Raw genomic sequence first — 24,007 nt, forward strand, 5'->3', positions numbered from 1 at the left:
TTTCCGTCGCCACCGAGCTCAAGTTCGGAACGCGATTGTCATCGTCCCGATGCGATGTTGTCGTCATCCAGATGCGATGTTGTCGTCATCCCATTATGCGTGCACACTTTCGCGAAAGCCATACCGGCTGGGCATTGGACAAATTGTCCAATGTCGTCGCCGTGCCTGCGGCAGTAGCCGTTGGTCCATATCGCATCGCAACCTGCAAAGATCTTGCTGCAGGGCCATCGAGGGCAGCGTTTGATGAGACGATCCGGACTCTTGCTTCTTTTTCCGCTCGCCGTGCTGCTGAGCGGTTGCGATCTGGTCGTGCTGGCGCCCGCGGGCGATGTGGCAGTGCAGCAGCGCGACCTGCTCGTCGTCTCGACACTGCTGATGCTGCTCGTCATCGTGCCCGTCATGGCGCTGACCGTGCTGTTTGCCTGGCGCTACCGGCAGTCCAGCACCACGGCGGCCTATACGCCGGACTGGGACCATTCGACCAAGCTGGAACTGGTGATCTGGGCGGCACCCCTGCTTGTCATCATCTGCCTGGGCGCGCTCACCTGGCTCGGCACGCATCTGCTCGATCCCTACCGGCGCATCGACCGGATCGAACCAGGACAGCCGGTCACCCAGAACCACAAGCCGCTCAAGGTCGAGGTCGTCGCGCTGGATTGGAAATGGCTCTTCATCTATCCCGATTACGGCATTGCCTCCGTCAACGAGCTGGCGGCGCCGGTCAACCAGCCGATCGACTTCCGCATTACCTCCTCAACGGTGATGAACTCCTTCTACATTCCAGCTCTTGCCGGGCAAATCTACGCCATGCCCGCCATGGAGACGAAGCTGCACGCCGTCATCAACCGTCCGGGCACCTATACCGGCTTCTCGGCCAACTACAGCGGCGCCGGCTTCTCCGGCATGCGCTTTGTGTTTCACGGCCTCTCCGGCCAGGCCTTCGCCGATTGGGTGACGCAGACCAAGAGCGCGCAGGCCACGCTCAACCGAGACAGTTATCTCGAGCTCGAACGTCCGAGCGAGAACGAGCCGGTCCGCTACTACGCCTCCGTCGATCCCGACCTCTTCGGCGCCATCCTCAATTTGTGCGTCGAGCGCGGCAAGATGTGCATGAACGAGATGATGTCGATCGACGCCAAGGGCGGCTTGGGGCTCGCCGGCGTGCGCAACACCCTGCCGCTGCAATATGACAAGCTTGCCCGGCGCGGCGCGGTGTTCGGCAACGATCCGTCCTATGTCGCAAGCATCTGCACGGCGGAGGAAGCGGCCGCCGCCTCGCGCGCGGCCCGCGATGCCGACGCGAAATACTGGCCGGTGCGCGATCTTTCGCCATTGCGCGGGGCAGGGCTGCTCAGTCCAGGGGCAGGCCGCCGCCGCGCCGACGCCAAGACGCCGTCGCTCGGGCTGCTGCGCTTCGAATTGTGAGGAATGGCGGATGCCTGAGACGCTGACCAAATTCATCTTCGGCCGCCTCACTCTGGAGTCGCTGCCGCTGCACGAGCCGATCGTCGTCGGCACCTTCATCGCGGTGGCGCTCGGCGGTGCCGCTGTTCTTGGCGCCATCACGTATTTCAAGCTCTGGGGCTATTTGTGGCGCGAGTGGTTCACCAGCGTGGACCACAAGAAGATCGGCGTCATGTACATGGCGCTCGGCCTCATCATGCTGCTGCGCGGCTTCTCCGACGCCATCATGATGCGCCTGCAGCAGGCCATCGCCTTCAACGGTTCCGAGGGCTACCTCAACGCCCATCACTACGACCAGATATTTACCGCCCATGGCGTGATCATGATCTTCTTCGTGGCGATGCCTTTCGTCACCGGGCTGATGAACTTCGTCGTGCCGCTGCAGATCGGCGCGCGCGACGTCTCCTTCCCCTTCCTCAACAATTTCAGCTTCTGGATGACGGTCGGCGGCGCCATCCTGGTCATGGCCTCGCTGTTCGTCGGCGAATTCGCCCGCACCGGCTGGCTGGCCTATCCGCCGCTCTCCGGCATCAACTACAGTCCCGACGTCGGCGTCGATTACTACATCTGGGCGCTGCAGGTCGCCGGCGTCGGCACGACGTTGTCCGGCATCAACCTGATCTGCACCATCATCAAGATGCGCGCCCCCGGCATGACGATGATGCGCATGCCCGTCTTCACCTGGACCTCGCTCTGCACCAACGTGCTGATCGTGGCGTCCTTCCCGGTGCTGACGGCCGTGCTGACGCTGCTCGCGCTCGACCGCTATGTCGGCACCAACTTCTTCACCAACGACTTCGGCGGCAACCCGATGATGTATGTGAACCTCATCTGGATATGGGGTCACCCGGAGGTCTACATCCTCATCCTGCCGCTGTTCGGCGTCTTCTCCGAGGTCACCTCGACCTTCTCCGGCAAGCGCCTGTTCGGCTACACCTCCATGGTCTACGCCACGGTGGTCATCACCATCCTGTCGTATCTCGTCTGGCTGCACCATTTCTTCACCATGGGCTCCGGCGCCAGCGTCAATTCCTTCTTCGGCATCACCACGATGATCATCTCGATCCCGACCGGGGCGAAGATATTCAATTGGCTGTTCACCATGTATCGCGGCCGCATCCGCTTCGAACTGCCGATGATGTGGACGGTGGCCTTCATGCTCACCTTCACCGTCGGCGGCATGACCGGCGTGCTGCTTGCCGTGCCACCGGCCGACTTCGTGCTGCACAACAGCCTGTTCCTGATCGCGCATTTCCACAACGTCATCATCGGCGGCGTGCTGTTCGGCCTGTTCGCCGGCATCGCCTATTGGTGGCCGAAGGCCTTCGGCTTCAAGCTCGATCCGTTCTGGGGCAAGGTCTCGTTCTGGTGCTGGGTGCTCGGCTTCTGGTTCGCCTTCATGCCGCTCTATATCCTCGGCCTGATGGGCGTGACGCGCCGCATGCGCGTGTTCGACGATCCCTCGCTGCAGATATGGTTCGTCATCGCCGCCTTCGGCGCCGTGCTGATCGCCTGCGGCATCGCCGCCTTCCTGGTCCAGATCTTCGTCTCCATCCGCAAACGCGCGGAACTGGTCGACGTCACCGGCGATCCCTGGGACGGACGCACGCTCGAATGGTCGACCTCCTCGCCGCCGCCGGCCTACAACTTCGCCTTCACGCCAGTCATCCGCGACAACGACGCCTGGTGGGACATGAAGAAGGCGGGCTACCGGCGTCCTCTGTCCGGCTTCAAGCCGATCCACATGCCGAGCAACACCGGCACTGGCGTGATCCTCGCTGTCTTCAGCGTCGCGCTCGGATTCGGCCTGATCTGGTACATGTGGTGGCTGGCGGCGCTGAGCTTCGTCTGCCTCATCGCCACCGCGATCGGCCACACCTTCAACTACCACCGCGACTTCGACATCCCGGCTGCCGAGGTCGCGCAAACGGAAGAGGCGAGGACGACGCTCCTCACCGCTCAGGGGGCTAGAGCTTGAGCATGGCATCGACGGCGATCACGGCCGATACCGCACCGGTCTTCCATCTGGAAGAGGAGCATGCGCACGCCGAAGGCGGCAGCACCATGCTCGGCTTCTGGCTCTATCTGATGAGCGACTGCCTGATCTTCGCCATGCTGTTCGCGGCCTATGGCGTGCTCGGCGGCAATTACGCGGCGGGTCCGGCGCCGAAGGACCTGTTCGATCTCGGCCTGGTGGCGGTCAACACCACCATGCTGCTGCTCTCCTCGATCACCTATGGCTTCGCCATGCTGACCATGGACAAGGGCCGCGTCGGCGCGACGCAAGCCTGGCTCGCCGTGACCATGCTGTTCGGCCTGGCGTTCCTCTCCATCGAGCTCTACGAATTCGCGCATATGATCCATGAGGGCGCGACGCCGCAGCGCAGCGCCTTCCTGTCGTCCTTCTTCACCCTGGTCGGCACGCACGGCCTGCATGTCACCTTCGGCATCGTCTGGATGGTGACGCTGATGGTGCAGGTGGCGCGATACGGCCTCATCGAGGCCAACCGTCGCCGGCTGATGTGCCTCTCCATGTTCTGGCACTTCCTCGACGTCGTCTGGATCGGCGTCTTCACCTTCGTCTATCTGATGGGGATGCTCAGATGAGCGCTCATGATCATGCCGATCACGACCACACCCATGGCGGCGCCGCGCACGGGTCGCTGAAGGGCTACCTGATCGGCTTCGTCCTGTCGGTGATCCTCACCGCCATCCCGTTCTGGATGGTCATGGCGGGCGCCATCGACAACAAGCAGGCGACAGCCATCATCGTCATGGCCTTCGCGGTGGTGCAGATCGTGGTCCACATGGTCTTCTTCCTGCATATGAACCCCGCCTCGGAAGGCGGATGGTCGATGCTGGCGCTCATCTTCACGGTGATCCTCGTCGTCATCGTGCTCAGCGGCTCGCTCTGGGTGATGTACCACCTCAACGCCAACATGATGCCCGGGCTCCACGAGATGCGGGAGATGCCATGAGTCCCGTTTCGGGCGTGAGTGTGTCGGGCGTGGGGAGGGCCAAAGTCGAGGCAAAGGACATGATCGACCGGACAAGTACTGGCTCTCATGCCGTCTCGAAGGGCTCTGCGTCGCGATTCTTGCTTGCGCTGGCTGGGCTTCTCGGCGTCGTGGTGTTTCTCGGGCTCGGGACTTGGCAGTTGGAAAGGCGGGTCTGGAAGCTCGACCTGATCGCTCGCGTCGACCAACGCATCCATGCTCCCGTCGTCGATGCGCCCGGGCCGCGGGACTGGAGCGGGTTGAGCGCGCCTGACTACGAATATCGCCATGTGCGGTTGACCGGGCGCTTTGAGGGCGGTGCCAACACGCTGGTGCAGGCGGTGACTGTGCTTGGCGGCGGCTATTGGGTGCTGACGCCGATGCGCGGCGACCGCGGTTTCACGGTCCTCGTCAACCGCGGCTTCATCCCGCAGGAACGCAGGGCCGAGTTCGAGCGGGAGGGTGGCGGGTTCACCGCGACGGCGACGGTCGACGGGCTGTTGCGCATTAGCGAACCGCGCGGCGGTTTCCTGCGCAGCAACGATCCGGCGGCCAATCGCTGGTATTCGCGCGACGTCGACGCCATCGCAAAGGCGCGCGGTCTGGCGGATGTCGCACCGTATTTCATCGATGCCGGAGCGTCCGAGCCAGCTGGCTGGCCGCGCGGCGGGCTCACCGTCGTCACCTTCCGCAACAGCCATCTGGTCTATGCTTTGACCTGGTTTGCCCTGGCAGTGATGCTGGCGATCGCCCTCGCCAGGCCGATCTTCGTCGGACGTCGGAGGCGAGACGCGGCAAGATGAACATCTCGATCGCGCGGTTTCATCGCGACAAACCGATCCTGACGGTTCCGGCCGCCGGACAGGGAGGCGCCGCCTCGAATTCCGACGTGACGAACAGGAAGAACCTGCTGCTCCTCATCCAACTGCGCTGGCTGGCGGTGGCGGGGCAGGTGCTGACCGTCCTGGTGACGCAATACTGGTTCGCGATCCCGCTGCCGCTCGCCGAGATGGCTGGCGTCGTGCTTTTCCTCGTCGGGCTCAACATCTTCAGCCTGGTCGCCCTGCGCGGCAATCGCCGCATCTCCAACGCGCAGCTCTTCGTCGCGCTGATCTTCGACATGGCGGCGCTAACGACTCAGCTTTACCTGAGCGGCGGCGCCTCGAACCCGTTCGTGTCGCTCTATCTGCTGCAGATCACGCTCGGTGCCGCACTGCTGGCGCCATGGTCGACCTGGATCCTGGTGGTGGCCGCCTCGGCCTGTTTCGTCTTCCTCATCTTCGTTTTCCAGCCGATCGCGATCCCGCATCATGGCGGCAGCGACCTCCTGGCGCTGCATCTGCGCGGTATGTTCATCTGCTTCGTGCTCGCGGCCGGCCTGATCGTGATCTTCATGACGCGCATCAACCGCAATCTGCGCGAACGCGACGCCTACCTCGCCGACCTGCGCCAGCGTTCGGCCGAGGAAGACCACATCGTGCGCATGGGCCTGCTGGCCTCAGGTGCCGCGCACGAACTCGGTACGCCGCTCTCGACCATATCGGTCATCCTGTCCGACTGGCGCCAGATGCAGGGCGTCAAGCGCAACCGCGAGCTTTCCGAGGACGTGGCCGAGATGCAGGCGCAGATCGAGCGCTGCAAAAGCATCGTCACGGGCATCCTCATGTCCTCCGGCCAGGCGCGGGGCGAGGGCACGATCCGCACCACGATCCGCCGCTTCCTCGATGACCTCGTGCAGGAGTGGCGTTCCAGCCGCCAGCCTTTCAAGCTGGATTACAGCAACGGTTTCGAGCCGGACGAGCAGATCGTATCCGACACGGCGCTGAAGCAAGTGATCTTCAATGTGCTCGACAATGCGCTGGAAGCATCGCACGATTGGGTCGGCATCACCGCCGAGCGGCAGGATGGGAAGCTGGTGCTCTCCGTCGAGGATCGCGGACCGGGTTTCGACAAGGATATTCTGGCCGCGCTCGGCCAGCCCTATATGTCGAGCAAGGGGCGGCCAGGCGGCGGCCTGGGGCTCTTCCTGGTGTTCAATGTGGTGCGCAAGCTCGGCGGCGACGTTTCGGCGCGCAACATGGCCGAGGGCGCCCGCGTTACCCTTTCGCTGCCGCTGGCGGCGCTGACCGATGGAGACGATCGTGACATCTGATCGATCCTTGTTTGTCGTGGAGGACGACGCGACCTTCGCGCGGACGCTCAAGCGTTCGTTCGAAAAGCGCGATTACGATGTCGTGGTCTGCCACGACCGCGAGGCGCTGCTGGTCGCGTTGGAAACGGCCGTTCCGGCCTACGCCGTCGTCGATCTCAAGCTTGGAGCGGGATCGGGTCTCGAATGCGTCAAGTTGCTCAGCGCCCGCAATCCGTCGATGCGGATCGTCGTGCTGACGGGATTTGCCAGCATCGCCACGGCTGTCGAGGCGATCAAGCTCGGCGCGTGCCATTATCTGGCCAAGCCCGCCAACACCGATGACATCGAAGCCGCCTTCGGCCGCGCCGAGGGCGACGTTTCGGTGCCGCTCACCAGCCGCCCCACCTCGATCAAGAACCTCGAATGGGAGCGCATCCACGAAACGCTGGTCGAGACGGGCTTCAACATCTCCGAAACCGCGCGCCGGCTTGGCCTGCACCGGCGCACGCTTGCCCGCAAGCTCGAGAAGCGCGTGGTGCAGTAGCGCAACTTTTCCTGGAATTGCTCAGTAGGTGGTGCGCCCGCCCGACAGGTCGAATGTCGAGGCGGTGGTGAAGCTGTTTTCCTTCGAGACCAGCCACGCGACCATCGCGGCGGCTTCGTCGACTTCGAGCAGGCGGCCGCGCGGAATGCGCGAGCGCATGTATTCGATATGCTCGGGCGTCAGCTGGTCGAGGATGCGTGTCTGCGCGGTTGCCGGCGAAATGCAGTTCACGGCGATGTCGTATTGCGCCAGCTCCTTGCCGAGCGACTTCGTCAGGCCGATGACAGCTGCCTTCGAGGCCGAATAGGCGGCGGCATTCGGGTTGCCTTCCTTGCCGGCCACCGAAGCGATGTTGACGATGCGGCCGTAATTGCGCTCCTTCATGCCGGGCACGACGGCGCGGTTGACGTAGAATGTGCCGTTGACGTTAATGTCGATGATCTTCTTCCAGACGTCGACGTCATAGACATCGAGCGGCGCCGCCGGGCCGGCGATGCCGGCGGAGTTCACCACGATGGAGATCTTGTCGGCGATCTCCTCGGTCCTGGCGCGGGCTGCATCGACCGCGTCCCAGTCGGCGATATCGACCACCAGCGTCGTGGCGGCCTTGCCGAGCTCCTGTCTGGCGGCATCGAGGCGCGCCTCGTCGAGATCCCAAAGCGTGACCGTGGCGCCCGAGGCGACGAAGCGCTTGGCCATGGCGAAGCCGAGGCCCTGGGCGCCGCCGGTCACCACCGCGTGCTGACCGTCCAGATCGATCCTGTTCATATCGGGCGTTTCCTCCAGTCTGATTTATCGGGGATATTTCGGAAGTCGGTCGCAACAAGCCGGAATGCCTGAACCTCCGATCCGGCGTCGCGACGTTACATGGTGGCGCCGAGGCTCCACGGCACGAATTCATTGTCGCCATAGCCAAGCGCCTCGGACCTGGTGCGTCCGCCGGAAGCCACCCGCAGGATCTCCGCGAAGATTTCCTCGCCCTTCCGTGCCAGCGTCACGCCGTCCAGTATGTCGCCGCAGTTGATGTCCATGTCGTCGCGCATCTGTTCGAAGATGAACGAGTTGGAGGCGAGCTTGATCGAAGGTGTCGGCTTGCAGCCGAAGGCCGAGCCGCGCCCGGTGGTGAAGCACAATATGTTGGCGCCGCCGGCGACCTGGCCGGTGGCCGAGACCGGGTCGTAGCCTGGCGTGTCCATGAAGACGAGGCCGCGCTCGTTGATCGGCTCGGCATATTCCAGCACCGCGCGCAGGTTGGTGGTGCCGCCCTTGGCCGACGCGCCGAGCGACTTCTCCAGGATGGTCGTCAATCCCCCCAGCTTGTTGCCGGGCGAGGGATTGTTGTTCATCTCCATGTCGTGCCTGGCGGTGTAATCCTCCCACCAGCGGATGCGCTCGATCAGCTTTTCACCGACCGCCCGGCTTTCGGCGCGGCGGGTCAGAAGATGTTCCGCGCCGTAGATCTCGGGTGTCTCCGAAAGGACGGCGGTCCCGCCCTGCGCGACGAGCAGGTCCACCGCCGCGCCGAGCGCCGGATTGGCGCTGATGCCGGAATAGCCGTCCGAGCCGCCGCATTGCAGCGCCAGCACCAGTTCGGAGGCCGGTTGCGGCGTGCGCCGCGCGGCGTTGACGATCGGCAGCATCTCGACGATCGCCTTCACGCCGGCATCGACCGTCTTGCGCGTGCCGCCGGTTTCCTGGATCGTCATTGTGCGGAAGGTGGCGCTCTCCTCGATGTCGTAGGACTGCATCCAGCGCGGGATCTGGAAGGCCTCGCAGCCCAACCCGACCATCAGCACGCCGCCGACATTGGGATTGGTGGCGAACCCCCATTGCGTACGCTTCAGGAGATCGTAAGCCGGGCCCTTGGTGTCGATGCCGCAGCCGGTGCCATGGACGAGCGAGATGATGCCGTCGACATTGGGATAGTCGCGCAAGATACCGGAGCGGTTGACCTCCTCGGCGATGAAGCGCGCGACGCTGGCCGAGCAGTTCACCGAGGTCAGCGTGGCGATATAGTTGCGCGTGCCGACTTTGCCGTTCGGCCTGCGATACCCCATGAAGGTCGCCCGTTCGCCGTCGGGAAGCATCGCCGTTTGCCTGGCGTCCGTGCCATAGCCGTAGTCCCGCTCGAAATCGCGCAGGTAGACATTGTGCTCGTGCACCCAGTCCCCGGCCGCGATCGCTCCGCGCGCGAAGCCGATGGTCTGGCCGTACTTCACGATTGGCTCGTCCGCGGCGATGTCGCGTATGGCCATCTTATGTCCGCGCGGGATTCGGGCCCGCGCCGCGACGCCGCCGGCCTTCTCGCCGGTCGCTAGCGGATCGACCGTGAGCAGGATGTTGTCCGCATGCGAAAGCTTGATGAAGCGTGCCATTGCCCAAGACTCTGAAGAAAATTCTCGCCGGCGCCGGCCACGAGATCATCGACTAGGAATACTAATATAATAGAATGACGGCGGTCAAGGCTGCGACCCACTGGGCTCAGTCGGAACCGCTGTCGTGGGGCATCATTCACATGCCCGCGCCGTCCCCGCACCCGGGACCCGGTTGGCGTCGCGAGCGGTTCAGTCCAGGTGGAAGACTTCCTCCATCGCCGCCCACCACTCGCCTTGCGCGCGGGTGGCCAAGGGTTGCTGCATGGGGTCGCACAATTCCCACCATTTGCGCATCGCGGCCGATTCCCCCATCCGCGCGGCATCGGAGGCGAAATCGTCGCCGTGATATTCCCAACAGGCGAACAGCAGGTTCTCCGGCTCGCGCAGGAAGATGGAGTAGTTCCTTATGTTGGCGCGGCTGACGACCTCGAGCACGTCGGGCCACACCGCGGCATGGACGCGCTTGTATTCCTCGATCGCCTCGGCCTTCAGGCCGATGCAAAGCCCCATTCTCTTCATCAACTGGTCTCGCTTTGTTTGGCCGCGTCTTTTGTCGTCACGCAATTCCGGACGGAAAACCGCGTCTCACCTTTCCTGGGATTGCAGAGCATGATCCCGAAAAGTGGGAATCGGTTTTCGGATAAGATCATGCTCCAACAAAGAGCTGGATCAGGATGGCGATTGAACGAAACGTCACCCTGATCTAGCCGAGGAGCTCGGCGGCGACTTCGAGCGTGTTGCGGAAGGATGTCTCCAAGTGGCTCTCCATCGCCTGCGCGGCGCCCTCGGCGTCCTGACGCTTGAGCGCGTCGAGAATGGCCTCGTGCTGCTCGATCGTCTGCTCGCCATAGCCGGGCTTGGGGATCGCGAGATAGCGGCCGCGATCCATCTGCGCCTTGGAGATGTCGACCACCCGCCAGATCGCCGGTAGGCCGCAGATCTCGGCTATGGTGCGGTGGAAGACGTCGTCGAGCTGGATCGCGACGGCATAGCGTCCACGCGAAATGGCGAGCTTGTGAGCGGCCATGTTGTCTTCAAGGAGTTCGGCTGCCTGCGGCGTCATCTTGGCCGCGGCACGCCTGGCGCTTTCCATCTCCAGCGCCCGGCGGATGACATAGGCTTCCTCGAGATCGGCGCGGCTGATCGGCGCCACATAGGTGCCGCTCTGCGCCAGGATCTTGACCAGCCCTTCGTCGCTGATGCGCTTGACCGCCTCGCGCACCGGCGTGCGCGATACGCCGAGCGCCTCGGCAATCGCAACTTCATTGATGATCTCGCCCGGCTTCAGCTGTCCGACGACGATCAGGTTACGGATCTTGTTGTAGATCTGGTCGCGCAGCGGCAGGGCCCGATTGAGGGTCGAAGGGCCTAGATCCATGGAAAATCCCATCGCTCGTCCACGCCAATGGATAAATTATATTAGAATGCCAACCGGAATGCACGTATGCGCGAAGCCGGTTGCCTCCCTGCAAAAAGCGCTCTGAAAACCAGCTTGCCAGAACTGTTATATTAGTGCAATAGTGCCGCCGTCGCGATTATCGGCGTCGTGGCGAAAGCGTTTCAGGGTGCCCAAGCGTGGTTGCGCGAAGGCCTTCTTGGTCGGTTTGAGGGACCGGCCATGCGCTTGATACGGCCGATGATCCCGTGCCGTGGAGCGCCGGCCGTCTTGCCAGGGAGGACCAAGCCAGAAATGACTGCCGTGGCGGATTGTGCCCTGGACATGCGAGGCATCAGCAAGACGTTTCCGGGCGTGAAGGCGCTGTCGAACGTCAATTTCGCCGTGAAATTCGGCACCGTCCACGCGGTCGTTGGCGAGAATGGCGCCGGCAAGTCGACCCTCATGAAAGTGCTCAACGGCTCATACGCGCCGACCAGCGGCACGATCAAGGTCGGCGGCAATGAGGTGCGCATGCGCAAGCCGGCGGACGCGCAGGCGCTCGGCATCCGCATGGTTCACCAGGAGATCAATCTGGTCCCCGACCTGACTGTAGCAGAGAACGTCTATCTCGGCCGCATGCCCGGCAACTGGACCTGGCTGCGCAAGGGCGAGATGGCCAGGAAGGCCGCGGCGGTTCTCAAGGAACTGGGCGCAGCGATCAATCCGCGCGAACGGCTGGGCAACCTCTCGATCAGCCAGCAGCAACTGGTCGAGATCGCCAAGGCCTATGCCGCCCAGCCTCGCATCATCGTCCTCGACGAGCCGACATCGTCGCTAAGCGAGCATGAGACGGCGGCGCTCTTCCGCATCCTGCGCAAGATGCGCGGCGAAGGCATCGCCATCGTCTACATCAGCCACCGGCTGAAGGAGGTGCTCGAGATCGCCGACGAGGTCACCGTGCTGCGTGACGGCTCGATGATCGAGACGCGTCCCATCGAGGGGATCACCGCGGCCGAGATGATCCGGCTGATGGTCGGCCGCGAGGTGAGCAACGTCTTTCCCAAGAGCCCGGCCAAGATCGGCACATCGGTGCTGCGTGTCGAACGCATCGGCGACGGCGCGAGCTTCCGCGATATCAGCTTCGACGTGCGGGCAGGCGAGATCCTCGGCTTGACCGGCCTCGTCGGCGCCGGCCGCAGCGAAGTCGCGCGCGCCATCTTCGGCCTGTCGCGTCTGGCCGAGGGAAGCGTCAGCGTCAATGGCCGCAAGGTCGTCATCAGCTCGCCGTCCGAGGCGGTGCGGGCCGGCATCGCCTACGTTCCGGAGGACCGCAAGGGCGACGGCATCGTGCCCGGCATGTCGGTGCGCGAGAACATAAGCCTGCCTATCCTGCGCCGCCTGACCAGCTTCGGGCGCATCAGGGGCAGCGCCGACCGTTCCTTGTCGGCCCTTTACGTCAAGCAATTCTCCATCTCACCGCCGGATGGCGAGCGGCGCATCAATCTTCTGTCGGGCGGCAACCAGCAGAAGGCGGTCATCGCCAAATGGCTCGCGGCAAAGCCCGCCGTGCTGATCCTCGACGAGCCGACGCGCGGCGTCGACGTCGGCGCCAAGGCGGAGATACATCACATCATCGGCCAGCTCGTCGCCGACGGCATGGCGGTGGTGATGATCTCGTCGGAACTGCCTGAAATCCTCGGCGTGTGCGATCGCGTGGTGGTGATGCGGGACGGCCGCGCATCGTCACCGCTGACCCGCGCCGAGCTCAGCGAGGAGCGCATCATGGCGCTCGCGACCGGCGAGGAAGCGGCGTGACGGAAGCGGCCATGGAGATCAGCGGCGTGAACCGCAACGACCGTTTTACGCGAGGCAGCAGGCTCGTCGATCTGCTGTCGAAGGCCGGCCTTGTGCTGGCCATCCTCGCGGTCATCCTCTACGGCTCGTTCGCCAGCCCGGCCTTCTTCACCGCCGGCAATATGCTCAACGTGCTGACGTCGATGTCGATCGTCGGCATCGTCGTGGTCGGCATGACCTTCGTGCTGGTGGTCGGCGGTCTGGCGGACCTGTCGGTGCCCGCCACCATCGCTTGCGGCGCGATCCTTTCGCTGGGGCTGCAGCCGCAGATCGGCCCCGTGCCGGCCTTCGTCCTTGCCGTGGCGCTGGCCGGGCTGATCGGCCTGCTCAACGGCGTTCTCGTCGGCTATGTCGGCATCAATCCGATCATCGCCACGCTTGGCGTGGGAACCATCGGCCTCGGCATCGTCCAGGCCGCGGTCGGCGGCGTCATCGTCTACGGCTCGAACACCGCCTCCGCCGAATTCGCCAAGGGCCGGCTGCTCGGCATCCCGGTCGTGGTGCTGATCTTCCTGGCCGTCGCGCTGATCGGCCATTTCGCGCTTTCCAGGTCCTTCTGGGGACGCTGGACGCTGGCGACCGGCGGCAATTACAGCGCCGCCGAGGCCAGCGCCGTGCCCGTCAAGGCGGTCAAGGCCGGCGCCTTCGTGATCACCGCGCTCGCGTCCGGCATCAGTGGCGGCCTGCTTGGCCTGACCCTGCAGAGCGCGCGGCCGCTGATCGGCTCCGGCTACGAATTCAGCGCCATCACGGCGGTCGTCGTCGGCGGCGTCTCGATCATCGGCGGCTTCGGCTCGGTGCCGAGGGCCATCGCCGGGCTCGTCTTCGTGCAACTCCTCACCAATGTCATGGTGCTGCAGGGCGTGCGCACGCCGATCCAGGGTTTTGTGCTGGGCACCCTGATCGTCGGCGCGGTCGGCATGGACGCCGCGCTGCGCAAGCGGGGAGTGGCATGATGCGCCTCCTGGTCCTTGCCTCGCAATATCGCGTTCTCATCATCCTCGGTCTGACGCTTGTCGTCTCGGCGCTGGTCGTGCCGGGTTATCTGGCGCCTTCGACGCTCGGCCTCGGCCTCGACCGGGCCGCGACCATCGGCCTGATCGCCATCGGCCTGACCTTGCTTCTGATCGCGGGTCAGATCGATCTCTCCGGCGGCGCGGTGTTCGCGCTGGCCGGCATCGTCTCGGTCATCCTGCAGCGCGAGATCGGCATTCTGCCCGCGGCGCTCGTCGGCATCCTTGTCGGCGCCGTCGCCGGCGCGATCAACGGCGCCTTGGTCGTCGGGCTGAAGGTCAATTCGCTGGTGCTGACCCTGGCCACGATGCTGATCTTCCGCTCGCTCGCGCATTGGGTCACCAACAGCCAGCCGGTGACCGGCACCGACATCATGCTGTCGCTGGCGCTGGCCAAGATCTATCTTGAGATATTCACCATCCGCAGCGCGCTGTTCATCGTCCTGATCGTGTTGCTGCATGTCTGGCTGACGCGCACCATCCCGGGCCGCAACGTCTTTGCCGTCGGCTCCAATCCGGCGGCCGCCAAGGAAAGCGGCATCGCCTCGGACCGCATCGTCTTTCTCGGCTTCGTCTTCGCCGGCACGCTGGCCGGCCTCGCGGGCGTCCTCCAGAGCCTCGTCACCAACACCGGTTCGCCCGTCTTCGGCTCGGAACTGACGGTCGCCGTTATTGCCGCCGTCGTCGTCGGCGGAACCCGCCTCGAAGGCGGCAGGGGATCCGCGCTCGGCACGCTGGGCGGCGTGCTGACGATCGGCTCGCTGACCATCGCGATGGAGTTCCAGTCCGTACCCGCATACGTCCAGCAGGTCGTGTCCGGGCTGATCCTGATCCTGCTCGTCGTGCTCGATCGGGCCGTTACCACCAAGGGCAGGGCTCCGGGCACGCGCCCTGCGCTCGTTCGCGACAAACCAATCACTCAAGGAGGAAACGTATGATCGGGAGGAAACGTATGATTGGGAGGAAACCTATGATTGGCAAGAAAAGCATGCTCAAGATCGCCGCCGTGGCGCTCTTGTCCTCGACCGGATGGGCCAGCGCCAAGACCGTCTGCTACGTCACGGCGGCGGATTCGCATGCCTATGCGACGCCGGCCAACAAGGCGCTCGAGGCCCGCGCCAAGGAGCTTGGCGTCGAGATCCTCAGCCTCAGCCAGGACTTCGACGTACAGAAGGGCACCGAGCAGCTCAACACCTGCGTGGCGCGCAAGGTCGACGGCATCATCCTGTGGCCGCTCGACCCGCAGGCCTACATCCCGGGCCTTGCCCGCGCGCAGCAGGCGAACATCCCGGCGATCCTCATCAACTCGCCGATGAGCGACGATGCCAAGCCGTTCATCAAGTCCTTCACCGGACCGGACGTCTATGAGGAAGGCAAGCTGGCGGCGGATTCGCTGAGCAAGGCGCTGGGCGGCAAGGGCTCGGTGGTCATCATCGCCGGCCAGGCCGGCAACGGCACCACCATCGGCCGCGTCAACGGTTTCACCGACCGCCTCAAGGAAACCAACGCCGACATCAAGGTGCTCGATACGGTCAACGCCGACTTCGACCAGCAGAAGGCGCTGGTCGTCAGCCGCGACCTGATCACCCGCTTCGGCGACCAGATCACCGGCGTCTACGCCAATGACGACACCATGGCGCGTGGCTTCATCGACGCCTGGAAGGAAGCCAATCCGTCCAAGCCGACGCCGCCGATCGTCGGCATCAACGGTCAGAAGGATGCGTTCGAGTCGATCAAGAGCGGCGAGATGTACTCGACCATCGTGCAGTCGCCGGTCGAGGACGGCCGCCTCGCGATCAACACCATGGCCGAGATCATCGACGGCAAGGAGGTCAAGGACCGGCTGCCGATCCCGCTGACGGTCGTCACCAAGGACAATGTCGGCTCGGTCGAACCGGCATTCTGATCACGCGGCCGGCCCGGTTAAACCGGGCCGGCCTATCCGCTGCACGGCGCCCGTCCGACGCCGCGCCAAGATTATCCCCGAACGGCCACGCCCAGCACCGAGACGCAGTCGCCCGCCTTGACCAGGCCCGGGAAGTGACGCGCGGCGAGCAGCCCCGACATCCTGGCCCTGATCTCCCGCGGCGCCTGCCCGGTGCGCCCGACCGGATAGATGCGCGCCACGACCTGGCCGTCCTCCACGGGCTCGCCGAGATCGACTATCGTCTCGATCATGCCGTCATCCTCGGCGAAGGCGAAGCAATCGCCCGACGGCATGTCCAGCCACTGGGTTCTGCTCTTCTCGACCGCACCGTCGACGATGCCGGCATGGCGGAGCACGTTGAGAATGCCGCGCCTGGCAATCCGCACCGTCTCGGCGCGAGACGTTCCGCCGCCGCCGAGCTCGGTGGTGACGAAGACCTTGCCCATCTCCTCGGCGGCCGTGTCGTACATGCCGACCGCGTCGATCTCGGTCATGCGCATCGAGAATGGCGCCGAGAAAGCCTCGACCGCGGCGAAGGCCTTCTTCTCCTGCGCCTTGTCTGGCAGCGTATGCGCGGCGCAAAAGGGCACGAAATCCAGCGTCTTGCCGCCGGAATGGAAGTCGAAGACGATGTCCGCGCGGGGGAGCAGCTTACGCTGGAAATAGTCGGCGATCTTCTCGGTCACCGTGCCGTCCGGGCGGCCGGGGAAGGAGCGGTTCATATTGCCCTTGTCGATCGGCGAGGTCCGCGTGCCGGCCCGGAACGCAGGATAGTTCATCGCCGGCACGATGATGACCGTGCCGGAGACGTTTCTCGGATCGAGCGTGCGGGCGAGTTCGTAGAGCGCCAACGGCCCCTCGTATTCGTCGCCGTGATTGCCGCCGGTCAGCAGCGCCGTCGACCCCTTGCCGTTGCGCACGACGCAGACCGGGATCATCACCGAGCCCCAGGCGGAATCATCGCGGCTGTAGGGCAGGCGCAGGAAGCCGTGCTGGACGCCGTCGCGCTCGAAGTCGACGGTCGGTGCGATCGGCGACGGACGCAAAGCGGACATCGGCTCAGTCCTTCACGAAGAGCTTGCGCGGCACATTGGCCAGGCATTCGACGCCGGTGTCGGTGATCAGGATCGACTCTGTGATCTCCAGCCCCATCGTCTCCAGCCACAGGCCCGTCATGAAATGGAAGGTCATGCCGGGCTTGAGCTCGGTGCGGTCACCGGGACGCAGGCTCATGGTGCGCTCGCCCCAATCCGGCGGGTAGGACAGACCGATCGAGTAGCCGGTGCGGTTGTCCTTGACGATGCCGTATTTCTTCAAGACGGCGAAGAATGCGTTGGCGATGTCCTCGCAGGCATTGCCGGGCTTGGCGGCGGCAAGGCCTGCTTCCATGCCTTCCAGCGTCGCCTTCTCGGCATCGAGGAATTCCTGCGTCGGCTTGCCGAGGAAGACGGTGCGCGACAGCGGGCAGTGGTAGCGGTTGTAGCAGCCGGCGATCTCGAAGAACGTGCCTTCGTTCACCTTCATCGGCTTGTCGTCCCAGGTGAGATGCGGCGCCGAGGCGTCCGCTCCCGACGGCAAGAGCGGCACGATCGCCGGATAGTCACCGCCGATGCCGGGGACGCCGCGCGTGCCGGCATCGTATATCTCGGCGACCAGATCGCATTTGCGCATGCCGACTTCTACTTTGTCGACGATACGCTCGTGCATCGCCTCGACGATCCGGGCGGCGTTGCGCATGTACTCGATCTCGGTCGGGCTCTTCACCGCGCGCTGCCAGTTGACCAGCGCGGTGGCGTCGGAGAAACGGGCATTGGGCAAATGCTTCTGCAGCGCCGCGAAGGCGGCGGCCGAAAACCAGTAATTGTCCATCTCGACGCCGATGGTGAGCTTGTCCCAGCCACGCTCGGCCAGCACGCTGGCGAGGTAATCCATTGGATGCCGCTCGGTCGACTGCACATAGTTGTCGGCGTAGCCGATGATGTTGTTATGCGCGAGATAGGCGGTGCGCTTGGCGCCGTTGGCGTCCTGGCCGCGGCCGTACCAGACCGGCTCGCCGGAAGGCGGCACGATGACGGCCTGATGCACATAGAATGACCAGCCGTCATAGCCTGTCAGCCAGGCCATGTTGGAAGGATCGCTGACGATCAGCAGATCGACGCCTTTAGCCTCCATGGCTTTTCGCGTCTTGGCGAGGCGATCGGCAAATTCGCTCCGCGAGAATTTCAGGTTTGGCTGCATTTTGTTGTCCTCGTTTGTTGGGCCTGGCGGCCAGCATCAACTTTCGAAATTGAGCCCGGCATTGGTGGCGCGCGCACGGTCGCGAGCCAAAGTGGCGATTGCCGTGTCCTGCACGCCGGTGCCGGTGAGATCGGCGATGGTGATGTCGCTGGCCGAGCGCCGTCCGGGCTTGCTGCCGGCGATGATCTCGCCGAGTTCGGTGACCTCGGCGTCGGCCGTCATCACGGCAGCCTCGATGGCGTGATGAAGTTCGCCCAGGCGCCGCGTCTGCTTGGCGCTGTCGGCGACATAGAGATCGGCCATGCGCAGGATCGCCGGCGCGATCTCGTTCTTGTGCTCGGCGTCCGAGCCCATGGCGGTGATGTGCTGGCCGGCGGTGACGAAACCGGCCTTGATCAGCGGTTCGGTCGCCGGCGTGGTGGTGACGATGATGTCGGCGCCGGCTGCCGCGTTCGCCGCATCCGGCTCGGCCCGCACGGCAATGCCCAGTTTCTTGCGCAAGCGCGCGGCGGTCGCCTCCGCCTTGGCGGCGTCGCGCGCCCAGATGCGTGCTTCCTCGATCGGCCGCACGAGCCGCAGCGCTTCCAATTGCAGGCCGGCTTGCAAACCGGCGCCAAAGATCGCCGCGACCTTGGAGTCTTCGCGCGACAGATGCCTGGCCGCGACCGCACCAGCGGCGGCGGTGCGGATATCGGTCAGATAGCCGTTGTCGAGCAGCAACGCCTCGACCACACCGGTCTTGGCCGAAAGCAGCACCATCATGCCGCCGCCGCTCGGCAGGCCCAGCGCCGGATTGTCGAAGAAGCCGGAGCTTATCTTGACGGCGAAACCGTCTGTGCCGGGCACATAGGCGGACTTCACGTCGACCTCGCCGCGATGCTCATGAATGTCGAGCCTGAGAATCGGCGGCATCGCCACCGGCAGCGTGGCCAGGACACGAAAAGCGTTCTCGACGCAGGCAACGGCGTCGAGGTCGAGTGTCACGATCTTGCGCAGATCACTCTCGCTGAGAATTGTCGTCCGGCTCATGCGGCGCGCTCCGTTGCTGTGGCCGCCTCGCCGCAGACAATGCGACGATGCAGAGCCATGTCGATGTTGCGGCCGGAGAGGATGAGGACAGTCGGGCCGTTCGTCGAGACCTTGCCGGCAAGCAGCGCGCCGATGCCGACGGCGCCGGCGCCTTCGACGATCTCGCGCTCATGCTCATAGGCATGGCGGATACCGGCGGCGATCTCGTCCTCGGCAAGCAGGACGACGTCGTCGAGCAGGTCCCGGCACATGGCGAAGGTCAGCCGGTTGTCGAGGCCGATGCCCCCACCGAGCGAGTCCGCCAGTGTCGGCAGTTCCTCGACCTGCACCGGGCGGCCGGCATCGAGGCTGGCTTTCATCGCGGCACCCAGCGCCATCGAGATGCCGATGACCTTGGTGCCTGGACTCACCCCCTTGACCGCCGCCGCGACGCCGGACGCCAGCCCGCCGCCGGAGAGCGGCACCAGCACCGCCGCGGTATCTGGAACCTGCTCCATGATCTCCAGGCCAAGCGTGCCTTGGCCGGCAACGATATCGGGATGATCGAAGGGCGGCAGCATGACCAGCCCTTCCTCGGCCACCAAGCGGTCGACCTCGTGCTGGGCGTCGTCCTGGCTGTTGCCGACGATGCGGACATCCGCGCCGAGGCGACGGATGGCGTCGAGCTTGTTTTGCGGCACCAGCCTCGACATGCAGATCACCGCGCGGATACCTTCGAGCTTCGCCGCATGGGCCAGCGCGCGACCATGATTGCCGGTCGAGGCAGCGACGACGCCGCGCGATTTCTCATGCGGGCTCAACGCGGCGATGGCGTTGGAGGCGCCGCGCAGCTTGAACGCGCCGGTGGTCTGGTGGTGTTCCAGCTTGAGATGAACCGGGCTGCCGGTGCGCTCCGACAGGCTTTGCGACAGCACGCAGGGTGTCCGCTCGATCTTGCCGGCAATGCGTTCGCGCGCTGCGCGAATATGCTGAAGCGTAACTGGCATTTCGATCACTGCGCCAGGGGCTTGGTCCACAGCCGGCCGAACTCCGGCCGCGGCGTGTCGTCTCCGCACAGCCGCAGGCAGTTCCAGGCGCTGGCCTGGTTGCTGGTGACGACCGGACGCCCGATCGCCTCTTCCATGCCGGGAACGGCGAGCGCGGCGCGCAGCGCGGTGCAGGAGACGAACAGCGCATCGGCCTGGGGATGCATGACCTTGCGCGCCATCTCGACGAGGGACACCGGCGTGATCCGCGCCATCTCGCGGTCGTCCTCGAAGCCGAGGCAAGAGAAGCTCTGGATGTCGAAGCCGTGTGACGCGAAATAGGCTGCCATCGGCCGGCTGGTCTCGACGGTGTAGGGCGTGAGGATGCTGATGCGCTTCACGCCGAAGGCGTTCAGGCCGCGCATGCCGGCCATCGGCGGAGTGACGACGGGAACGCCGGGCTTGGCCGCCTGGATGGCAGCTTCGATCTCGGCATCGCCGATCACCACCGAGGCCGAGGTGCAGGAGTAGCAGATCGCATCGAGCGGCTCGTCCGGCAGGATGAGCGCCGCGCCGGCCGAAAGCGACGGCTGCATCTTGCGCAAATTCTCCGGCGTGGTCGGGTTGGCGTAGGGGATGCGCGCGACATAGACGCCGACGCGCTCGCTCGCCACCATGCGGCGGAAATCCACCTCGCTGGTGTGGTCGGTCGCAAGCGCAATCAGCCCGACGCGCTTTTGCAGCGGACGCGCGTCCAGCGCGGGGCGCGCCGTTTCGAGGCGGATCTCAGGCAAAGGTTTCATGACTTTCATCTTTCGATCCTGCCATAGCGATGCTCCAGCCAGCGCAGCAGAACGACCGAGCACAGGCTGATGACGAGGAAGAAGGCGCCGACCAGCGTCATCGGTTCGATGTAGCGGTAATAGGTGTTGGCGACGCTCTTGGCCTGGTTCATCAGTTCCAGCACCGTGATCGCCGAAAGCAGCGGCGTCTCCTTGAACATGGCGATGAAATAGTTGGCTAGGGCCGGGATCATCGGCGGGATCGCCTGCGGCAGAATGATATGCGTCCAGGTGTGCCGGCCATTGAGATTGCAGGCCTTGGCCGCCTCCCACTGGCCGCGCGGCACATTGTCGATCCCGGCGCGATAGACCTCGGCCGTATACGTGCCGTAGTGCAGGCCAAGCCCGATGACGCCCGCCACCAGCGGCGGCAGCAGGATGCCGATGTCGGGTAGCACGTAGAAGATGAAATAGAGCTGGACCAGGAGCGGCGTGCCGCGGATGAACTCGGCGAACCAGCCGACCCCGCGTGCGACGATCCGGTTCTCCGAGCGCCGCGCCAGCGCGATCCCAAGCCCCACGATCGCGGCCAGGATCGAGCCGAGCACCGTCGCCAGGATGGTGATCTTCACCCCTTGGATCAGGGTCGGCATGATCTCCCAGACGAAGTTCCAATCCCAGTCCATCAGACACGCACCCCATCAAGCCCGCGCGCCATGCGGCGTTCCAGCGTGCGAACGCCCCAGGAGATGATCAGCGCCAGCGCGAAATAGATGACCAGCACGCAGACGAAGGGCATCAGCGTGCTGCCGGTCTGCGAGCGGACTACCTGCGCCTGGAAGGTCAGGTCGGCGAGCGAGATCAGCGAGACGACCGACGTCGCCTTGAGCAGTTCGATCGCGTTGTTGCCGAAGGTCGGCAGCATGACCAGCAGCGCCTGCGGCAGGATCACGTGGCGCATGCCTTGCCAGCGGCCGAGATTGAGCGCCGTGCAGGCCTCGTATTGCTCGCGGCCGACCGACAGGATGGCGCCGCGCACCACCTCCGCCGCATAGGCGCCGACATTCAAGCCCAGCGCCAGCACGCCCGCCTGCAGCGGTGTCAGCGACAGGCCGGCGAAAGGCAACACGAAATAGGCCCAGAACAACTGCACGAAGATCGAGGTGCCGCGGAAGAATTCAATGTAGACCGTGGCGATCGCGCGCAGGATGAAGAAGCGCGACACGCGCCCCATGCCGGCAAGGAAGGCCATGATCAGCGCGAGCACCGACCCCATCAGCGTCAGCTCGATGGTGACAAGCGCTCCCTGCAATATCAGGCCGAGATAGCCGGACCACTGGGTCATAGGGTTCCAACGTTTGCGGTTAGCTTCCTTCTCCCCGTAAACGGGGAGAAGATGCCGGTTTGCCCTCCGTAGCTGCAGCACAGCTGCTGCGCAGGACGGGCAGGCGGATTGGGGGCAGCGCTAACCTTGAAATGCTTGCGCCGCCCCTCGTCCGGCTCTTCGAGCCGCCTTCTCCCCGCAGGCGGGGAAAAGGCAAAAGAGCGTTTACTTCGCCGAGCAGAGCTTCTCGCGCGTCGTCGACATCGCGGCCGCGGCCGAGAAGCCGTAAGGCTCGATGATCTTGGCGAACTCGCCGGACTTCTTCATCTTGGCGAGCTCGACGTCATAGGCGTCGCGCAGCGCCTCGTCGCCCTTCTTGAAGGCGGCGCCGTCGCAATAGACCGGCGCGCCGACCACCGGGGCGATCACGTCGAGGTTCGGGTCGTTGGCCTTCTTGACCAGGTCGTTGATCGAGAGCACCGGCAGCGAATAGGCGTCGATGCGGCCGTCCTGCACCATCTTCAGGCCGCTCTGGCCGTCCGGCACGACGATGACGCGGTCGCGCGGCACGCCGGCATTCAGCGCCAGCTTCTCCTCGGTGCCGCCGCCAGGCGCGCCGACGGTCGCCGATGTATCCTTGGCGATATCCTCATAGCTCTTGAAACCCTTCGGATTGCCCTTCTTCACCAGGAGCGCCTCGGCATCGCAAAGCACCGGCTCGGAATAGGCGACCGCCGCGCAGCGCTCCGGCTTCATGAACAGGCCCGCGGTGACGACGTCGAAGCGGCCCGCCTGCAGGCCGGGGATCATGGCGCCATATTCTGAGATGGAGGCCACGACATCCGCGACGCCGAGCCGCTTGAAGATCTCGCGCGCAACGTCCGGAGCCGCGCCCGAAACCTTGCCGTCGGCGGCCACCGCCGTATAGGGCGGCTCGTTGGCGATGGCGAGGCGGGCGAAGCCCTGCGTCTTCAACTGCTCGAGCTTGCTGTCGTCGGCCGAACCCGCGCTCGTGGCGGCGAGCATGGAGGTCAGCGCGAGGCCGGCGACGCCGGCCAGAATGGCAAGTTTCTTCATTGTTCCCAACTCCTTGTTTCTCTTCTTGGTTTGCTCGATTGCGGCGACTGCATCGCCTCGGGACGACTGCGTCGCCCGTTTGCATTGCGGTCAGACACGATGTCCGGCCGCGATGATCTTCTTCAGGAAGCTCTGCGTTCTTTCCTGTTTGGGATGGCGGAAAATCTCATCGGGCTTGCCTTCCTCGACGATCCTGCCGCGGTCGAAGAACAGCACGCGGTCGGCGAAGTCGTGGGCGAAACCCATCTCATGGGTGACGAGCAGCATCGTCATGTCGGTCTCGGCGGCGAGCTTGCGCATGACGTTGAGCACTTCCTCGACGAGCTCCGGGTCGAGCGCCGAGGTGACCTCGTCGAACAGCATGATCTTGGGCGACAGCGCCAGCGCCCTTGCGATCGCCACGCGCTGCTTCTGGCCGCCGGAAAGCTGCGCCGGCATCGCCTTCGCCTTGTCGGCGAGGCCGACCATGTCGAGCAGCTCCATCGCCCGCTTCTCGGCGGCGGCGCGCGCGACGCCCTTGGTCAGCATCGGCGCCAGGGTCACATTGTCCATGACGCATTTGTGCGGAAACAGATTGAAGAGCTGGAAGACCATGCCGATCTTCTGGCGCATCCTGGCCAGATGCCGCTCGTCGGCCGGCAGCAGCCGGCCGTTGCGCTCCATGTGGTAGAGCTGCTCGCCGTCGACCTGGATGTGACCGCCGTCGATCTTCTCCAGCGTCATCAGGATGCGCAGGATCGTTGTCTTGCCGGAGCCGGACGGACCGATCAGCGCCAGCTTCTCGCCGGGCATGACCTGCATCGACAGGCCGTCCAGCACCTTGAAGGCGCCGAAGCTCTTGGAAATCGCATCGACCTTGATGATGGGCGCGGGCAATCCATGTCCTCGTCTGGAGAAGCCTATGCCCTTA

Annotated in this window: 24 protein-coding genes; 11 read left to right on the forward strand and 13 right to left on the reverse strand. The window is 64.7% G+C overall.

The features are described 5' to 3' along the window. Nucleotides 1-243: 243 nt before the first annotated feature. Genes cyoA through FJ957_RS19200 form a run of 7 tightly spaced genes read left to right on the forward strand, consistent with a single transcriptional unit; the run spans nt 244 to nt 7,135 of the window. A complete protein-coding gene (gene cyoA, locus FJ957_RS19170) occupies nt 244-1,425 on the forward strand; it encodes a ubiquinol oxidase subunit II (protein WP_140834045.1) in 1,182 nt (393 codons plus the stop codon). Between the two features lie 10 nt (nt 1,426-1,435). Beyond that, nucleotides 1,436-3,442 (forward strand): cytochrome o ubiquinol oxidase subunit I, encoded by a 2,007-nt coding sequence (cyoB, locus tag FJ957_RS19175; protein ID WP_140834052.1) that lies wholly within the window; start codon nt 1,436-1,438, stop codon nt 3,440-3,442. 2 nt (nt 3,443-3,444) lie between these two features. Further along, nucleotides 3,445-4,071, forward strand: coding sequence for a cytochrome o ubiquinol oxidase subunit III (gene cyoC / locus FJ957_RS19180; protein ID WP_181177405.1), 627 nt, complete (start codon nt 3,445-3,447; stop codon nt 4,069-4,071). After that, complete coding sequence (gene cyoD / locus FJ957_RS19185) at nt 4,068-4,442, forward strand: cytochrome o ubiquinol oxidase subunit IV (protein ID WP_140834065.1); 375 nt, start codon at nt 4,068-4,070, stop codon at nt 4,440-4,442. The genes cyoC and cyoD overlap by 4 nt, the downstream gene beginning before the upstream one ends. Before the next feature lie 59 nt (nt 4,443-4,501). Next, nucleotides 4,502-5,263: an SURF1 family protein gene (locus FJ957_RS19190; protein WP_140834240.1), complete on the forward strand. Its 762-nt coding sequence runs from the start codon at nt 4,502-4,504 to the stop codon at nt 5,261-5,263. Continuing rightward, on the forward strand, nt 5,260-6,612 hold the full coding sequence (locus FJ957_RS19195) for an ATP-binding protein (RefSeq protein WP_140834070.1): 1,353 nt from the start codon (nt 5,260-5,262) through the stop codon (nt 6,610-6,612). Before FJ957_RS19190 ends, FJ957_RS19195 begins: the two co-directional genes overlap by 4 nt. Next, a complete protein-coding gene (locus FJ957_RS19200; RefSeq protein ID WP_181180616.1) occupies nt 6,602-7,135 on the forward strand; it encodes a response regulator transcription factor in 534 nt (177 codons plus the stop codon). The genes FJ957_RS19195 and FJ957_RS19200 overlap by 11 nt, the downstream gene beginning before the upstream one ends. Before the next feature lie 21 nt (nt 7,136-7,156). Here the strand turns inward: FJ957_RS19200 and FJ957_RS19205 are convergent, their stop codons facing one another. The 4 genes from FJ957_RS19205 to FJ957_RS19220 form a co-directional block, all read right to left on the reverse strand. Continuing rightward, on the reverse strand, nt 7,157-7,903 hold the full coding sequence (locus FJ957_RS19205) for an SDR family NAD(P)-dependent oxidoreductase (protein WP_140654656.1): 747 nt from the start codon (nt 7,901-7,903) through the stop codon (nt 7,157-7,159). 95 nt (nt 7,904-7,998) lie between these two features. Continuing rightward, the gene (locus tag FJ957_RS19210) at nt 7,999-9,510 is read right to left on the reverse strand and encodes an altronate dehydratase family protein (RefSeq protein WP_140834072.1); all 1,512 of its coding nucleotides are present in this window, start codon (nt 9,508-9,510) and stop codon (nt 7,999-8,001) included. Nucleotides 9,511-9,699: 189 nt separating this feature from the next. Further along, nucleotides 9,700-10,029, reverse strand: coding sequence for an L-rhamnose mutarotase (locus FJ957_RS19215; RefSeq protein ID WP_140643269.1), 330 nt, complete (start codon nt 10,027-10,029; stop codon nt 9,700-9,702). 184 nt (nt 10,030-10,213) lie between these two features. After that, nucleotides 10,214-10,888, reverse strand: coding sequence for a GntR family transcriptional regulator (locus FJ957_RS19220; RefSeq protein WP_140834074.1), 675 nt, complete (start codon nt 10,886-10,888; stop codon nt 10,214-10,216). Between the two features lie 342 nt (nt 10,889-11,230). Here FJ957_RS19220 and FJ957_RS19225 point away from each other — a divergent pair, with 342 nt between their 5' ends. Genes FJ957_RS19225 through FJ957_RS19240 form a run of 4 tightly spaced genes read left to right on the forward strand, consistent with a single transcriptional unit; the run spans nt 11,231 to nt 15,661 of the window. Continuing rightward, entirely contained in the window at nt 11,231-12,703 is a 1,473-nt protein-coding gene (locus FJ957_RS19225) for a sugar ABC transporter ATP-binding protein (RefSeq protein WP_246685884.1), read from the forward strand. Next, on the forward strand, nt 12,700-13,698 hold the full coding sequence (locus FJ957_RS19230) for an ABC transporter permease (protein ID WP_246685885.1): 999 nt from the start codon (nt 12,700-12,702) through the stop codon (nt 13,696-13,698). Before FJ957_RS19225 ends, FJ957_RS19230 begins: the two co-directional genes overlap by 4 nt. Continuing rightward, the gene (locus FJ957_RS19235; RefSeq protein ID WP_246677255.1) at nt 13,695-14,693 is read left to right on the forward strand and encodes an ABC transporter permease; all 999 of its coding nucleotides are present in this window, start codon (nt 13,695-13,697) and stop codon (nt 14,691-14,693) included. The genes FJ957_RS19230 and FJ957_RS19235 overlap by 4 nt, the downstream gene beginning before the upstream one ends. A 32-nt stretch (nt 14,694-14,725) precedes the next feature. After that, a complete protein-coding gene (locus FJ957_RS19240) occupies nt 14,726-15,661 on the forward strand; it encodes a sugar ABC transporter substrate-binding protein (protein WP_140706248.1) in 936 nt (311 codons plus the stop codon). A gap of 71 nt (nt 15,662-15,732) precedes the next feature. On the opposite strand, the gene doeB is transcribed toward FJ957_RS19240, so the two are convergent. From doeB to ehuA, 9 genes are all read right to left on the reverse strand, one after another. Continuing rightward, entirely contained in the window at nt 15,733-16,737 is a 1,005-nt protein-coding gene (gene doeB, locus FJ957_RS19245; protein WP_140834077.1) for a N(2)-acetyl-L-2,4-diaminobutanoate deacetylase DoeB, read from the reverse strand. A gap of 4 nt (nt 16,738-16,741) precedes the next feature. Then, nucleotides 16,742-17,920 carry an ectoine hydrolase DoeA gene (gene doeA / locus FJ957_RS19250; protein WP_140834079.1) on the reverse strand — a complete coding sequence of 393 codons (1,179 nt, stop codon included), beginning with the start codon at nt 17,918-17,920 and terminating at the stop codon, nt 16,742-16,744. Between the two features lie 36 nt (nt 17,921-17,956). Then, on the reverse strand, nt 17,957-18,949 hold the full coding sequence (locus FJ957_RS19255; protein ID WP_140834081.1) for a cyclodeaminase: 993 nt from the start codon (nt 18,947-18,949) through the stop codon (nt 17,957-17,959). Then, nucleotides 18,946-19,935 carry a hydroxyectoine utilization dehydratase EutB gene (gene eutB, locus FJ957_RS19260; protein WP_181180617.1) on the reverse strand — a complete coding sequence of 330 codons (990 nt, stop codon included), beginning with the start codon at nt 19,933-19,935 and terminating at the stop codon, nt 18,946-18,948. The genes FJ957_RS19255 and eutB overlap by 4 nt, the downstream gene beginning before the upstream one ends. Nucleotides 19,936-19,940: 5 nt before the next feature. Then, nucleotides 19,941-20,717 (reverse strand): ectoine utilization protein EutA, encoded by a 777-nt coding sequence (eutA, locus tag FJ957_RS19265; RefSeq protein ID WP_140834245.1) that lies wholly within the window; start codon nt 20,715-20,717, stop codon nt 19,941-19,943. A gap of 5 nt (nt 20,718-20,722) precedes the next feature. Continuing rightward, nucleotides 20,723-21,382, reverse strand: a complete 660-nt coding sequence (gene ehuD / locus FJ957_RS19270; RefSeq protein ID WP_140706240.1) for an ectoine/hydroxyectoine ABC transporter permease subunit EhuD — start codon at nt 21,380-21,382, stop codon at nt 20,723-20,725. Further along, nucleotides 21,382-22,041: an ectoine/hydroxyectoine ABC transporter permease subunit EhuC gene (gene ehuC, locus FJ957_RS19275; RefSeq protein WP_140834083.1), complete on the reverse strand. Its 660-nt coding sequence runs from the start codon at nt 22,039-22,041 to the stop codon at nt 21,382-21,384. The genes ehuD and ehuC overlap by 1 nt, the downstream gene beginning before the upstream one ends. Before the next feature lie 204 nt (nt 22,042-22,245). Continuing rightward, complete coding sequence (gene ehuB / locus FJ957_RS19280; RefSeq protein WP_140834085.1) at nt 22,246-23,097, reverse strand: ectoine/hydroxyectoine ABC transporter substrate-binding protein EhuB; 852 nt, start codon at nt 23,095-23,097, stop codon at nt 22,246-22,248. Between the two features lie 90 nt (nt 23,098-23,187). Then, nucleotides 23,188-23,973, reverse strand: coding sequence for an ectoine/hydroxyectoine ABC transporter ATP-binding protein EhuA (gene ehuA / locus FJ957_RS19285; RefSeq protein ID WP_140834087.1), 786 nt, complete (start codon nt 23,971-23,973; stop codon nt 23,188-23,190). Between the last annotated feature and the right edge of the window lie 34 nt (nt 23,974-24,007).

Origin of the sequence: Mesorhizobium sp. B2-4-6, assembly GCF_006442775.1 — a bacterium.
In the GTDB taxonomy this organism is placed as follows: Bacteria; Pseudomonadota; Alphaproteobacteria; order Rhizobiales; family Rhizobiaceae; genus Mesorhizobium.